This is a genomic window from Pseudomonas sp. LB3P14 (assembly GCF_054898045.1).
The window spans coordinates 2949614-2962471 of record NZ_CM142714.1; the positions used below are offsets into that span (position 1 = coordinate 2949614).

General features: G+C 58.8%; 11 protein-coding genes and 1 pseudogene. 5 read left to right on the top strand and 7 right to left on the bottom strand.

Features of this window, described 5'->3' with window-relative positions; genetic code table 11:
- Window positions 1-4: 4 nt before the first annotated feature.
- The 4 genes from nuoM (at window position 5) to ACYZT5_RS13735 (ending at window position 3914) form a co-directional block, all read left to right on the top strand.
- On the top strand, window positions 5-1537 hold the full coding sequence (gene nuoM / locus ACYZT5_RS13720; protein WP_462051574.1) for an NADH-quinone oxidoreductase subunit M: 1533 nt from the start codon (window positions 5-7) through the stop codon (window positions 1535-1537).
- Between the two features lie 7 nt (window positions 1538-1544).
- A complete protein-coding gene (nuoN, locus tag ACYZT5_RS13725; protein WP_462004853.1) occupies window positions 1545-3008 on the top strand; it encodes an NADH-quinone oxidoreductase subunit NuoN in 1464 nt (487 codons plus the stop codon).
- Between the two features lie 251 nt (window positions 3009-3259).
- On the top strand, window positions 3260-3610 hold the full coding sequence (locus ACYZT5_RS13730; RefSeq protein ID WP_462052250.1) for a toxin: 351 nt from the start codon (window positions 3260-3262) through the stop codon (window positions 3608-3610).
- The gene (locus tag ACYZT5_RS13735; RefSeq protein ID WP_462051575.1) at window positions 3600-3914 is read left to right on the top strand and encodes a helix-turn-helix domain-containing protein; all 315 of its coding nucleotides are present in this window, start codon (window positions 3600-3602) and stop codon (window positions 3912-3914) included. Before ACYZT5_RS13730 ends, ACYZT5_RS13735 begins: the two co-directional genes overlap by 11 nt.
- Window positions 3915-4078: 164 nt before the next feature.
- Here ACYZT5_RS13735 and ACYZT5_RS13740 read toward each other — a convergent pair.
- The 7 genes and pseudogenes from ACYZT5_RS13740 to ACYZT5_RS13770 form a co-directional block, all read right to left on the bottom strand.
- Window positions 4079-4416: pseudogene (locus tag ACYZT5_RS13740) on the bottom strand (DUF6124 family protein); the annotation flags it as partial.
- 250 nt (window positions 4417-4666) lie between these two features.
- Window positions 4667-6409, bottom strand: coding sequence for an ABC transporter substrate-binding protein (locus ACYZT5_RS13745; RefSeq protein ID WP_462051576.1), 1743 nt, complete (start codon window positions 6407-6409; stop codon window positions 4667-4669).
- 47 nt (window positions 6410-6456) lie between these two features.
- A complete protein-coding gene (locus tag ACYZT5_RS13750) occupies window positions 6457-6729 on the bottom strand; it encodes a DUF2160 domain-containing protein (protein ID WP_462051577.1) in 273 nt (90 codons plus the stop codon).
- 10 nt (window positions 6730-6739) lie between these two features.
- Window positions 6740-7540 carry a carbohydrate ABC transporter permease gene (locus ACYZT5_RS13755; protein ID WP_129436919.1) on the bottom strand — a complete coding sequence of 267 codons (801 nt, stop codon included), beginning with the start codon at window positions 7538-7540 and terminating at the stop codon, window positions 6740-6742.
- 8 nt (window positions 7541-7548) lie between these two features.
- Complete coding sequence (locus tag ACYZT5_RS13760) at window positions 7549-8415, bottom strand: carbohydrate ABC transporter permease (RefSeq protein ID WP_283180876.1); 867 nt, start codon at window positions 8413-8415, stop codon at window positions 7549-7551.
- Window positions 8412-9509: an ABC transporter ATP-binding protein gene (locus ACYZT5_RS13765; RefSeq protein WP_462051578.1), complete on the bottom strand. Its 1098-nt coding sequence runs from the start codon at window positions 9507-9509 to the stop codon at window positions 8412-8414. Before ACYZT5_RS13765 ends, ACYZT5_RS13760 begins: the two co-directional genes overlap by 4 nt.
- On the bottom strand, window positions 9509-10603 hold the full coding sequence (locus ACYZT5_RS13770; protein WP_462051579.1) for an ABC transporter ATP-binding protein: 1095 nt from the start codon (window positions 10601-10603) through the stop codon (window positions 9509-9511). Before ACYZT5_RS13770 ends, ACYZT5_RS13765 begins: the two co-directional genes overlap by 1 nt.
- A 356-nt stretch (window positions 10604-10959) precedes the next feature.
- On the opposite strand from ACYZT5_RS13770, the gene ACYZT5_RS13775 reads away from it, so the two are divergent.
- Complete coding sequence (locus tag ACYZT5_RS13775) at window positions 10960-12822, top strand: sigma-54-dependent Fis family transcriptional regulator (RefSeq protein WP_462051580.1); 1863 nt, start codon at window positions 10960-10962, stop codon at window positions 12820-12822.
- The last annotated feature ends 36 nt before the right edge of the window (window positions 12823-12858 follow it).

Genomic DNA, 12858 nt, shown 5'->3' on the forward strand with positions numbered 1-12858 from the left:
CGTCATGATTCTGCCTTGGCTAATCCTGATCCCCTTCATCGGCGGCCTGCTATGCTGGATGGGTGAGCGCTTCGGCGCCACCCTCCCCCGCTGGATTGCGCTGATCACCATGTCCCTGTTGCTCTCCCTCGGCCTTTGGCTGTGGGCCAACGGTGACTATTCATTTGCCCCGGCGCCTGGCGCCGATCCGACCTGGGCGCTTGAGTTCAAGCACATCTGGATCGAGCGCTTTGGCATCAGCGTGCACCTGGCCCTCGACGGCCTGTCGCTGCTGATGATCATGCTGACCGGTCTGTTGGGCGTGCTCTCGGTCCTCTGCTCGTGGAAAGAAATTCAACGTCACGTTGGCTTCTTCCACCTGAACCTTATGTGGATCCTGGGCGGTGTCGTCGGCGTGTTCCTCGCCCTCGACCTGTTCATGTTCTTCTTCTTCTGGGAAATGATGCTGGTGCCGATGTACTTCCTCATCGCGCTCTGGGGTCACAGTTCTTCGGACGGCAAGAAAACCCGGATCTACGCGGCGACCAAGTTCTTCATCTTCACTCAGGCGTCCGGCCTGATCATGTTGGTGGCGATCCTGGGCCTGGTACTGGTCAACTTCAACGACACCGGCGTGATTACCTTCAACTACGCCGATCTGTTGAAAACCAAGATGTCGCTGACCACCGAGTACATCCTGATGCTCGGCTTCTTCATCGCCTTCGCGGTGAAGCTGCCGGTAGTGCCGTTCCACTCCTGGTTGCCTGACGCTCACGCCCAGGCGCCGACCGCGGGTTCCGTCGACCTGGCCGGTATCTTGTTGAAAACGGCTGCTTACGGTCTGCTGCGTTTCGCCCTGCCGCTGTTCCCGAATGCTTCGGCCGAGTTCGCGCCGTTCGCCATGACCCTGGGTCTGATCGGGATCTTCTACGGTGCGTTCCTGGCGTTCGCGCAAACTGACATCAAGCGTCTGGTCGCGTACTCCAGCGTTTCGCACATGGGCTTCGTGCTGATCGGCATCTACTCCGGCAGCCAACTGGCGCTGCAGGGCGCGGTAATGCAGATGCTCGCGCACGGCCTGTCGGCCGCGGCACTCTTTATCCTGTGTGGCCAGCTCTACGAGCGCACTCACACTCGCGACATGCGTGAAATGGGTGGCCTGTGGTCGAAGATCGCCTACCTGCCAGGCGTCAGCCTGTTCTTCGCGGCGGCCTCCCTGGGCTTGCCGGCGACCGGTAACTTCGTCGGCGAATTCCTGATCCTGATCGGCACCTTCGCCAGCGCGCCATGGGTCACCGTGCTCGCGACTTCCGGCCTGGTGTTCGGTTCGGTCTACTCGCTGATCATGATTCACCGTGCCTACTTCGGCGCGTCCAAATCGGACGCGGTGATGCATGGCATGGATGGTCGCGAACTGATCATGGTGGTCGGTCTGGCGGCGCTGCTGATTTACATCGGCGTGTACCCGCAACCGTTCCTCGATACCTCTGCCGCGACGATGCATGGCGTGCAGCAGTGGCTCGGCACCGCCTTCACTCAACTCGCTTCGGCCCGGTAAGAGCGCTATGGAATTCACGACTCAACACTTTATCGCGCTTGCGCCGTTGTTGATCACCAGCGCCACGATCATCGTGGTGATGCTGGCAATCGCCTGGCGCCGCAACCACTCGCAGACCTTCCTGATTTCCGTGGCGGGTCTGAACCTGGCGTTGCTGTCGATCCTGCCAGCCCTGAAAGTCGCGCCATTGGCCGTGACCCCGCTGCTGCAAATCGATAGCTTCGCTTGCTTGTACATGGCGCTGATCCTGGTCGCCACCCTCGCTTGTGTGACGCTTGCCCACGCCTACCTCGGCGATGGTGGTTCGGGTTACCCGGGTAACCGTGAAGAACTGTACCTGCTGATCCTGATGTCCGCCGCCGGTGGCCTGGTGCTGGTCAGCGCGCAGCACCTGGCCGGGTTGTTCGTCGGTCTGGAACTGCTGTCGGTGCCGGTCTATGGTCTGGTGGCCTATGCCTTCTTCAACAAGCGCTCTCTGGAAGCCGGTATCAAGTACATGGTGCTGTCGGCCGCCGGTTCCGCGTTCCTGTTGTTCGGTATGGCGCTGCTGTACGCCGATTCGGGCAGCCTGAGCTTCGTCGGTATCGGCCAGGCCCTCGCGGCTACTGGTCTGCCAAGTTCGCTGGCTCAATTGGGCCTGGGCATGATGCTGATCGGTCTGGCGTTCAAGCTGTCGCTGGTACCGTTCCACCTCTGGACCCCGGACGTTTACGAAGGTGCTCCGGCACCGGTGGCAGCGTTCCTGGCCACCGCTTCGAAAGTGGCCGTGTTCGCGGTCATGGTGCGTCTGTTCCAGATCTCCCCGGCGGCGAGCAGCGGTGTGCTGAGCGACGTTCTGACCATCATCGCCATTGCGTCGATCCTGTTCGGTAACCTGCTGGCACTGACCCAGAGCAACCTCAAGCGTCTGCTGGGTTACTCGTCCATCGCTCACTTCGGTTACCTGCTGATCGCCCTGGTGGCGAGCAAGGGTCTGGCCGTGGAAGCCATCGGCGTGTACCTGGTCACCTACGTGATCACCAGCCTCGGCGCGTTCGGCGTGATCACGCTGATGTCCTCGCCGTACAACGGCCGTGACGCGGATGCCCTGTACGAATACCGCGGCCTGTTCTGGCGCCGTCCGTACCTGACCGCCGTCCTGACCGTGATGATGCTGTCCCTGGCCGGTATCCCGCTGACCGCGGGCTTCATCGGCAAGTTCTACATCATCGCTACCGGTGTCGAGTCGCACCAATGGTGGCTGGTCGGTTCCCTGGTACTGGGCAGCGCCATCGGCGTTTTCTACTACCTGCGCGTCATGGTCACCCTGTACCTGATCGAGCCGAACCTGCGTCGCCACGATGCGCAACTGCACTGGGAACAACGTGCAGGTGGCGTGATGCTGCTGGCCATCGCTGCACTGGCGTTCTTCCTCGGTCTGTATCCGCAGCCGTTGCTGATCCTGGTTCAGCAGGCGGGGTTGGCGGGTTGATCGCTTAGGCGGTACTCGGTAGAAAACAGAAACGGCACCTTCGGGTGCCGTTTTTGCGTTTGTGGGATTTGTTACTGCCGCCCTCCCCTACTTCTGCAATCCCCGAAAGCTCGCGCGGGATTGTCCGTTTCGTCCTACAGCCAGAACCAAGCACTTGGTTCTACCTTGGAGACCAGGACGAAAAGGATGGCTTCGATGCCTTGACCTATTCGATTATCGAGACAACACTATACGTAGGTAGCGTACAGAATATGGATGCTCTTTTTATCGAATTGCCTGCGTTCCAGAAACACCGAAACGATTATCTGGATGACGATCTGTTTCGCAGCTTTCAACTGGAGCTGCTGAAAAACCCTGAAGCGGGCGATCTCGTGGAAGGTACGGGCGGTTTGCGCAAAGTCCGCTTCTCCGACCAGCGACGAGGCAAAGGCAAGCGCAGCGGATTACGGGTGATTTATTACTGGTGGTCAGGCTTCGATCAATTCTGGCTGTTCACGGTGTACAGCAAAAACGAGCAAGACGACCTGACGCCAGCCCAGAAAAAACTTTTCAGACAAACGCTGCATAGAGAAATCAATACGAGAACCCACTATGAAACGTGACATTTTTTCCGAACTGATGGAGGGCCTCGAAGCCTTGGCCGACGAGCGCCAAGGTAAGGTCACGCTGCGGAGCCACAAGGTTCAGTTGCCAAAACTTGTACCCATCACTGCCGAGGAAGTGGTAGCCATCCGCCAACAGCTCAACCTTTCCCGATCGGTGTTCGCCATGTACCTGCGCACCAACACCCGAACCCTTGAAAACTGGGAACAAGGACGGGCAACACCGAATGCCCAAGCCACGACATTGATCCGCTTGGTTGAACGCTTTCCGCAGACGATCGAACAACTCGCAGCGCTGACTTGAACTTGCAGGGTCGTCATTTCACGCACATGACGAAATTGTAATAACCCCATCACGTTGGCGTTATCCGCAAATTGCAACGATGTCACCAGGCGACCATGTCGGCGGGCCCTTGCCCGTCGAACAATAAATTCCACGCCGAAGCATTTCCGCTCTGTCGGCTCCGGGCCGTCCATGGTGTTGGACGCAATACCCAGCAGGGTCTTGCGGTGGGTGCCTTCCAGCAGCGCGGCGAAGTCACCGAGCATGACCGTAGCCGTAGCCGAGGACAATGACTCGCTGGCATTGGCCAGCAGGGATTCGGTGTCGGCTTTGGAATTGGCGAAAAACATCTGATTGGGGTGTAGGGCGTGGCCATGACGTGAGCGGTAGGGTTCAGGTAGTAATCAAGGGCGCGTTCGGCAGCTTCGTGGAGTTTTTTGGCATCGATGGAGGCGTAGGGGGATGTTGGGTCGGTGTCCGTAGCTGTGTTTGCTTCGGGAGGGTTTGGTGTGGGCTTTTTCATGATTTTGGTGTGCATCACTCGGCGCAGAAACCTGTGGGAGCGCGGGCGCGAATGCGGTGGGTCAGGCAACATCAATGGTGAATGTCAGTCCGCTATCGCGAGCAGGCTCACTCCCACAGGTATTGCGTCGATTACAAATGCTGTGAACATCGCAGATCATTGTGGGAGTGAGCCTGCTCGCGATGACGGACTATCAGCCACAAACAAAAACGGCACCTTGCGGTGCCGTTTGCGTTTCACAGTTCAGATGTCACTTACGCGCCGCCTCCCACGATTTCAGCAGTTCGTTGTAGCTCACGGTTTCACCTTTAGGCTTCTCGTTCGCCAGTTTAGGCTTCGGTGCCCCCGGTTGGTCCAACCAGTACTGCGCGTCGCGCTCGGGGTTCATTTTCGGTGCGCAGGTGGCTTGCGCCTTCGAGCGTTCCAGGCGGGTCATGATCGCGTCCTGATCCTTGGCCAAACCATCCAGCGCCTGTTGCGGGGTTTTCTCGCCGCTGGCGGCTTCGGCGATGTGGCTCCACCACAGTTGTGCCAAACGCGGATAGTCCGGCACGTTGGTCCCGGTCGGGGTCCATTGCACACGGGCCGGGCTGCGATAGAACTCGACCAGGCCACCGAGTTTCGGTGCCAGGTCGGTCATGGCTTGCGAGTTGATGTCCGACTCGCGGATCGGCGTCAGGCCGACGATGGTTTTCTTCAGGGATACGGTTTTCGAGGTCACGAACTGCGCGTACAGCCAGGCCGCGAGTTTTTGCTTCTCAGGCGTGGACTTGAGGAAGGTCCAGGAACCGGCGTCCTGATAACCGAGTTTCATGCCCTCTTCCCAGTACGGACCTTTCGGCGACGGCGCCATGCGCCATTTCGGCGTGCCGTCGGTGTTCATTACCGGCAGGCCCGGTTTGGTCATGTCGGCGGTAAACGCGGTGTACCAGAAGATTTGCTGGGCGATGTTGCCCTGGGACGGCACCGGGCCGGACTCAGAGAAGGTCATACCCGCCGCTTCTGGCGGTGCATATTTCTTCAGCCAGTCGACGTATTTGGTGGTTGCATAGACCGCCGCCGGGCCGTTGGTGTCGCCGCCGCGGGTCACGCTGGAACCCACCGGATGGCAGTCCTCGACGCGGATGCCCCACTCGTCCACCGGCAAGCCGTTGGGAATGCCTTTGTCGCCAGCGCCGGCCATGGAGAACCAGGCATCGGTGAAGCGCCAGCCCAGGGACGGGTCTTTCTTGCCGTAGTCCATGTGACCGTAGACGCGCTTGCCGTCGATTTCCTTGATGTCTTCACTGAAGAATTTGGCAATGTCTTCATAGGCCGACCAGTTCACCGGCACGCCCAGTTCATAACCGTATTTTTCTTTGAATTTTGCTTTCAGATCCGCCCGCTCGAACCAGTCGGCGCGGAACCAGTAGAGGTTGGCGAACTGCTGGTCGGGCAGCTGATAGATCTTGCCGTCCGGCGCGGTGGTGAACGAGATGCCGATGAAGTCTTTGATGTCCAGGGTCGGCGAGGTGTAGGCCTTGCCTTCGTTGGCCATCAGGTCGGTGATCGATTCGGTTTTGCCGTAGCGAAAGTGCGTACCGATCAGGTCCGAGTCGTTGACCCAGCCGTCATAGATATTCTTGTCCGATTGCATCTGGGTCTGCAGCTTTTCCACCACGTCGCCTTCTTGCAGCAAGTCGTGGGTCACTTTGATCCCGGTGATCTCGGTAAAGGCTTTGGCCAGCACTTTGGATTCATATTCATGGGTCGCGATGGTTTCCGAGACGACCTTGATGTTCATCCCACGAAACGGCTCGGCCGCCTTGATGAACCATTTCAATTCCGCGAGCTGCTGATCGGCCGTCAGCGTGGACGGTTTGAATTCGCTGCCGATCCACTTTTTCGCCGCGTCTTCGTAGGCATCGGCCCAGGCAGATGCGCTCAAACCGCTGAGTGCCAGCATGGCTGCCAATGAAATGCTATGTCGCAGCTTATTGTTTTTGTCGAACATAGAGACCTCCTTATTAGGTTTCGGAGCAACATTGCCGAGCAATTCGACTAGCCCCAACGCATCACAGCCAACAGCCACACCAAGGACAACGCGAACGCTATCCAGATGCTCCAGTCGGTGACGCCGATTACCAGCAAATGCAGGTAGGCGCTGCCGAGAAGACCGATAAACAACCGATCGCCACGGGTGGTGGCAATCGGCAACAAACCACGCCGAAGAATGCTCGGCGAACGCAATTCCCAGGTCGTCATTCCCACCAGGATCAAGGCAATGACGCTGAAGAACGCCGTCGTGGGGCCGGTCCAACTCATCCATTCCATCATCAGCTCCTCAGACCCGGCCCAGGGCAAAGCCCTTGGCCACGTGGTTGCGAACAAACCAGATCACCAGCATGCCCGGCAGAATGGTCAACACCCCCGCCGCCGCCAGCACGCCCCAGTCGATACCGGACGCCGAGACCGTGCGCGTCATCACCGCCGCAATCGGTTTGGCGTTGACCGACGTCAGGGTTCGCGCCAGCAGCAGTTCGACCCAGGAAAACATGAAGCAGAAAAACGCCGTCACACCGATCCCGGAACCAATCAGCGGAACGAAAATCTTCACGAAGAACTTGGGGAAACTGTAGCCGTCGATGTAGGCGGTTTCGTCGATCTCCTTCGGAACGCCGGACATGAAGCCCTCAAGGATCCACACCGCCAACGGCACGTTAAACAGGCAATGAGCCAACGCGACGGCGATGTGCGTATCGAACAAACCGATCGAGGAATACAGCTGGAAGAACGGCAGCAAAAACACCGCCGGTGGTGCCATGCGGTTGGTCAGAAGCCAGAAGAACAGGTGCTTGTCACCGAGGAACCGATAGCGCGAGAACGCATACGCCGCTGGCAATGCCACGCTCAGCGAAATCACCGTGTTCAGGCTCACGTAGTACAGCGAGTTGAGGTAACCGGTGTACCAGGCCGGATCGGTGAAGATCACTTTGTAGTTGGCGAAGGTGAAATCCTGCGGAAACAACGTCAGGCCGCTGAGGATTTCGGTGTTGCTCTTGAAGGACATGTTCAGCAGCCAGTAGATCGGCACCAGCAGGAACAGGATGTAGATCACCAGCGGAATAAGCTTTCTTTTACTCATGGCAGACCTCAGCGGTTGGCGTCAGAGTGAGTCATGGCCGTATAGAACAGCCAGGACACCAACAGGATGATCAGGAAGTACACCAGCGAGAAAGCCGCCGCCGGGCCGAGGTCGAACTGCCCGATCGCCATTTGCGTCAGGGTCTGACTCAAGAACGTCGTGGCATTCCCCGGACCGCCACCGGTCAGCACGAACGGCTCGGTGTAGATCATGAAACTGTCCATGAACCGCAGCATCACCGCGATCAGCAACACGCTCTTGAGCTTGGGCAGCTGGATGTGGCGGAAAACCGCCCAGGCCGACGCCCGATCAATCCGTGCCGCCTGGTAATAGACGTCCGGAATCGCCCGCAGACCCGAGAAACACAACAGCGCCACCAACGACGTCCAGTGCCAGACGTCCATCACCAGCACCGTGACCCAGGCATCCATGGTGTTGGCCGCGTAGTTGTAGTTCAGGCCCATGGCCTTGAGGCTTGCGCCGAGCAAACCAATGTCCGCACGGCCAAAGATCTGCCAGATGGTGCCGACCACGTTCCACGGAATCAGCAATGGAATCGCCAGAATGATCAGCACCAGCGATGACCAGCGGCCCTTGGTCGGCATGGTCAGGGCGATGGCGATACCCAGCGGGATTTCGATCAGCAGCACACAGCCCGAGTAGATGAACTGACGCAGCAACGAGTCATGCAGGCGCGGATCGAGCAGCACTTGCCGGTACCAGTCGGCGCCGACGAAGTAGCGACTGGACTGGTCGAAAATGTCCTGCACCGAGTAGTTGACCACGGTCATCATCGGGATCACCGCACTGAACGCCACCAGCAAAAACACCGGCAACACCAGCCACCAGGCCTTGTTGTTCTGCACCTTGTTCATGGCTGCGTCTCCAGCAGGTAATCGTCGGCATACACCATCAACCACTGTGCCGGGAAGCTGATGTAGGCGGTTCCCTCAGGCACTGGCTTGTCTTCGGCCAGGCGCACTTTCAGCGGCGCGCCGTCGAGGTTCAGGGTCATGATTTTGTAGGTCCCGAGGTCTTCGACGTGTACGACCTGTGCCTGCATCGCGTCGTCAAAGGGTTCGTCCCACACATGGACGAACTCCGGACGGATACCGACCTTCAAGGTGTGCCACTCGGATTCGGCGATGCGTTTCTGTTGGGCGTCCGACAGCGGCAAATGGGTCGATGCAAAACCGACACCGCCTGGCTGCGGCTGAACCTCGATCAGGTTCATCCCCGGACTGCCGATGAAATAGCCGACAAAGGTGTGGCTCGGTCGCTCGAACAATTCTCGCGGCGTACCGAATTGCACGATCTGCCCGCCGTACATCACCGCGATCTTGTCGGCGAAGGTCGAGGCTTCGAGCTGATCGTGAGTAACGTAGACCATGGTGATGTTGAACTGCTCGTGGATCTGCTTGAGCTTGCGCCGCAGCTTCCACTTCAGGTGCGGGTCGATCACCGTCAGCGGTTCATCGAACAGGATCGCCGAGACGTCATCGCGCACCAACCCACGGCCCATGGAGACTTTCTGCTTCTCATCAGCCGTGAGGTTGCGCGCCTTCTTGCTCAGCAACGCCTGGAGATCGAGAACTTCGGCGATTTCCTGCACCTTGCTGTGAATTTTCGCCTCGGCCATGCCCTGATTGCGCAGCGGAAAAGCCAGGTTATCGAACACCGTCATGGTGTCGTAGACCACCGGAAACTGGAAAACCTGAGCGATGTTACGCTTCTCCGGGGTCAGATCGTTGACCACTTTACTGTCGAACAGCACCTGCCCCTGGGACGGACTGAGCAATCCGGAAATGATGTTGAGCAAGGTCGACTTGCCGCAACCCGACGGCCCGAGCAAGGCATAGGCTCCGCCCTGCTCCCAGACGTGATCCATCTCGCGAATCGCGTAATCCTCAGGGCCGCTCGGCGTGCGGGTGTAACTGTGGGCGAGGTGTTGCAAACGAATTTCGGCCATCAGGCAACCCTCGAGATACGGCGACCGGGCGCCTGGACCAGCTGCCCCTGCCTATCGAACACAAACAGTTTATGGGTCGGGATATAGATCCGAATCGGCGCATCGACGTCGTATTCGTGGACGCCCGGCAGGTGCAGCACCAGCAGGAAATGCTCGTTGCGCACATGGAGGAAGGTTTCCGACCCGCTGATCTCGGCCACCTCGACGGTCACCGCCAGCTCCAGATCATCGTCGTTGCTCGGCACCAGCGAAATATGGCTGGGCCGTACGCCAAAGCGGAACTCGCCCTCGCCCACCGGCCGCAGATCGACGTTCAGTGGGAAGTGCACGAAATTGGCGAAGCTGACTTCGTTGCCAGCGATACGCCCCGGCATCAGGTTGATCGGCGGCTCGGAGAACAACTCCGCCGCCAGCACGGTTTGCGGCTGGTGATAAACCTCGGAAGCCTTGCCGCTCTGAATCACCCGGCCCTCGTGAAGAATGGTGGTGGTGCCGCCCAACGCCAGGGCTTCATTGGGTTCGGTGGTGGCGTAGATGGCGATGGTGTGGTGAGCCTTGAACAGCTCGCGCATTTCCTGACGCAGTTCTTCGCGCAGTTTGTAGTCGAGGTTTACCAGCGGCTCGTCGAACAGGATCAACTCGGCGTCCTTGACCAGCGCCCGGGCCATCGCCGTGCGCTGTTGCTGACCACCGGAGAGTTCGAGGGGATGGCGCTGGAGAAATTTCTCGATGCGCAGCATCTTCGCGGTTTCCAGCACTTTGCTCTGGATCAGATCATTGGACACACCGCCCTGGCGCAACGGCGAGGCGATGTTCTCGAACACCGTCATGGTCGGGTAGTTGATGAACTGCTGATAGACCATCGACACGTTGCGCAAACGCACCGGGCGCTGGGTGACGTCGACGCCGTTCATCAGGATTCGGCCGCTGTCGGGCTTGTCCAGACCGGCCATCAGGCGCATGAGACTGGTTTTGCCGGACAGCGTGCGCCCGAGCAAAACGTTGAAGGATCCGGCTTCGAAACTAAGGCACGCATCGTCGATCCAGGTCTGGCCCTCGACGGTGCGGCTGACGTGCTCCAGGGTTAATGACATGGCTCGGCCTTTTTATTATTGGAGTCAAGCGACCGGAGCTACAGAGCGACATTCGTGCCAGAAATTGCAAGCCATTGATCCGGCTTGAAAATCCTTGAAGTGGAAGAAAAATCGCGTTCGTTGCTGAACAGAAATGAACAACCACGACTGAACAATTGAACAATCCAACCGTTGACAATGAACAATAGTGAACAACACTCTACTGGCTATTCACGGCCCTTGTAGGAGCCAGGCTTGCCGGCGAAGGCGTCCTTGAAATCGCCTTCGCCGGCAAGCCTGGCTCCTACGGTTATGTAGCGTTTGAACGTGATGCAAAACCCATAAAAACAATAAAGCTTGCTCAGAGATCGACTGCCATGGCCGCACCCGCCTCGCCGCTCTCCCACGACGCGATCATTCAGGACTCCTGGTCCCGTTGCCGAGCGTTTGGTCTCAATCATCAGAGCGCCCCGGCGTTCGACCAGCTGCCGGCCGAGGGCATCGCGCAATTGCTGGAGAGCCAGCACTCACTGGTGCAAACCACTCACCAGGAAGTCCTGCCGTATTACGAAAACATCCTCAGTAACTCAAATTGCCTGATCATGCTCGCCGACAATCAAGGCCAGGTGCTGACGTCCTGGGGCACTCAGCGATTTATCCAGCCGAGCCTGACCCGCGGTTTCAGCGCCGGCGCCAGCTGGATGGAACGGTGCAGCGGCACCAATGCGATCGGCACCGCGCTGGCCTGCGAGCAGGCGGTGCACATCGAGCACGATGAACATTTCCTCAAGGCCAACCGTTTCATGACCGGTTCCGCCGCGCCGATTTTCGATGCCGAGCGCAAGGTGATCGCGGTGCTGGATGTGTCCAGCGACAGCTACCTGCCGCCGTCCCACACCCTCGGCATGGTCAAAATGATGAGTCAGACCGTGGAAAACCGGCTGATCCTCAACCTGTTCCATGGCCAGCATTTCCAGCTGACCTTTAACACTGGACTGAACAACCTCGACAGCCAATGGGCGGGCCTGCTGATTTTCGACGAGACTGGCCAGGTGCTGTCGGCTAACCGCCGGGCCGACAATCTGCTGGGCATCAGCCTGTCGCGGGTCAGCGTCGAAAGTCTGTTCAAGGTTTCGCTGCTGGAGTTGCTGAACCAGCCGGACGGCCTGCCCTTCGCCTTGCAAACCTCGGGGCGCAACCGCTTCCAGTGCCTATTGAAGCGGCCGAAACAGACCGCGATTCAGGCGCGGCTATTTTCTGAAACAAAGAGTGCTGAACCCAGGAGCGCCGAACCCACGGTGGCGCCACCGGCAGCGATCAGCCTCAACACCCTGCATTTCGGTGACAGCCGCGTGGAAAAAGCCGTGCGCCAGGCCGAGCGTTTGCTGGAAAAAGACATTCCGTTGTTAATTCACGGTGAAACCGGGGTCGGGAAGGAGGTCTTCGTCAAAGCCCTGCATCAGTCCAGCTCTCGGAGCAAAAAACCCTTCATTGCCGTCAACTGTGCAGCCATCCCCGCCGAACTGGTGGAGTCTGAGCTGTTTGGCTACGAGAAAGGTGCATTCACCGGCGCCAACCAGAAAGGCAGCATTGGGCTGATCCGCAAGGCTGACCAAGGCACCCTGTTCCTTGATGAGATCGGTGATATGCCATTGCCGACTCAGGCTCGACTGCTGCGCGTGTTGCAGGAGCGTTGTGTGCAACCGGTGGGCAGCAGCGAGTTGTTCCCGGTGGATATTCGCATCATCTCGGCAACCAACCGTTCATTACGCGAGCAGGTTCAGCTCGGGCGGTTTCGTGAAGATCTGTATTACCGGATTGGTGGTCTGACGCTGGAATTGCCGCCGTTGAGGGAACGCAGTGATAAAGAGGCGTTGTTCAAGCGGCTGTGGGAACAGCATCGCGAACCGTCGCAGTGGGCGGGATTGAGTCGCGAGGTGCTGGACTTGTTCGAGCGGCATCCGTGGCCGGGCAATTTGCGTCAGGTGAGTAGCGTGATGCAGGTAGCGCTGGCCATGGCCGAGGAACAACCGGTGCGGCCGGAGCATTTGCCGGATGATTTTTTTGTGGATCTGGAGATGGAGCCGATGGATTCGCCGGAGCCGCTGGCGGTGGATTTGAATGATGCTGAGGATTTGAATCGGCAGTTGCAGGCGGCCGGAGGCAATATCTCCCATTTGGCCCGCAGGCTCGGGGTTAGCCGCAATACCCTTTACAAGCGATTGCGCCAGACCGAGTGACAAGCTAGCCGCAGCTGGCCGATCGTTCCCACGCTC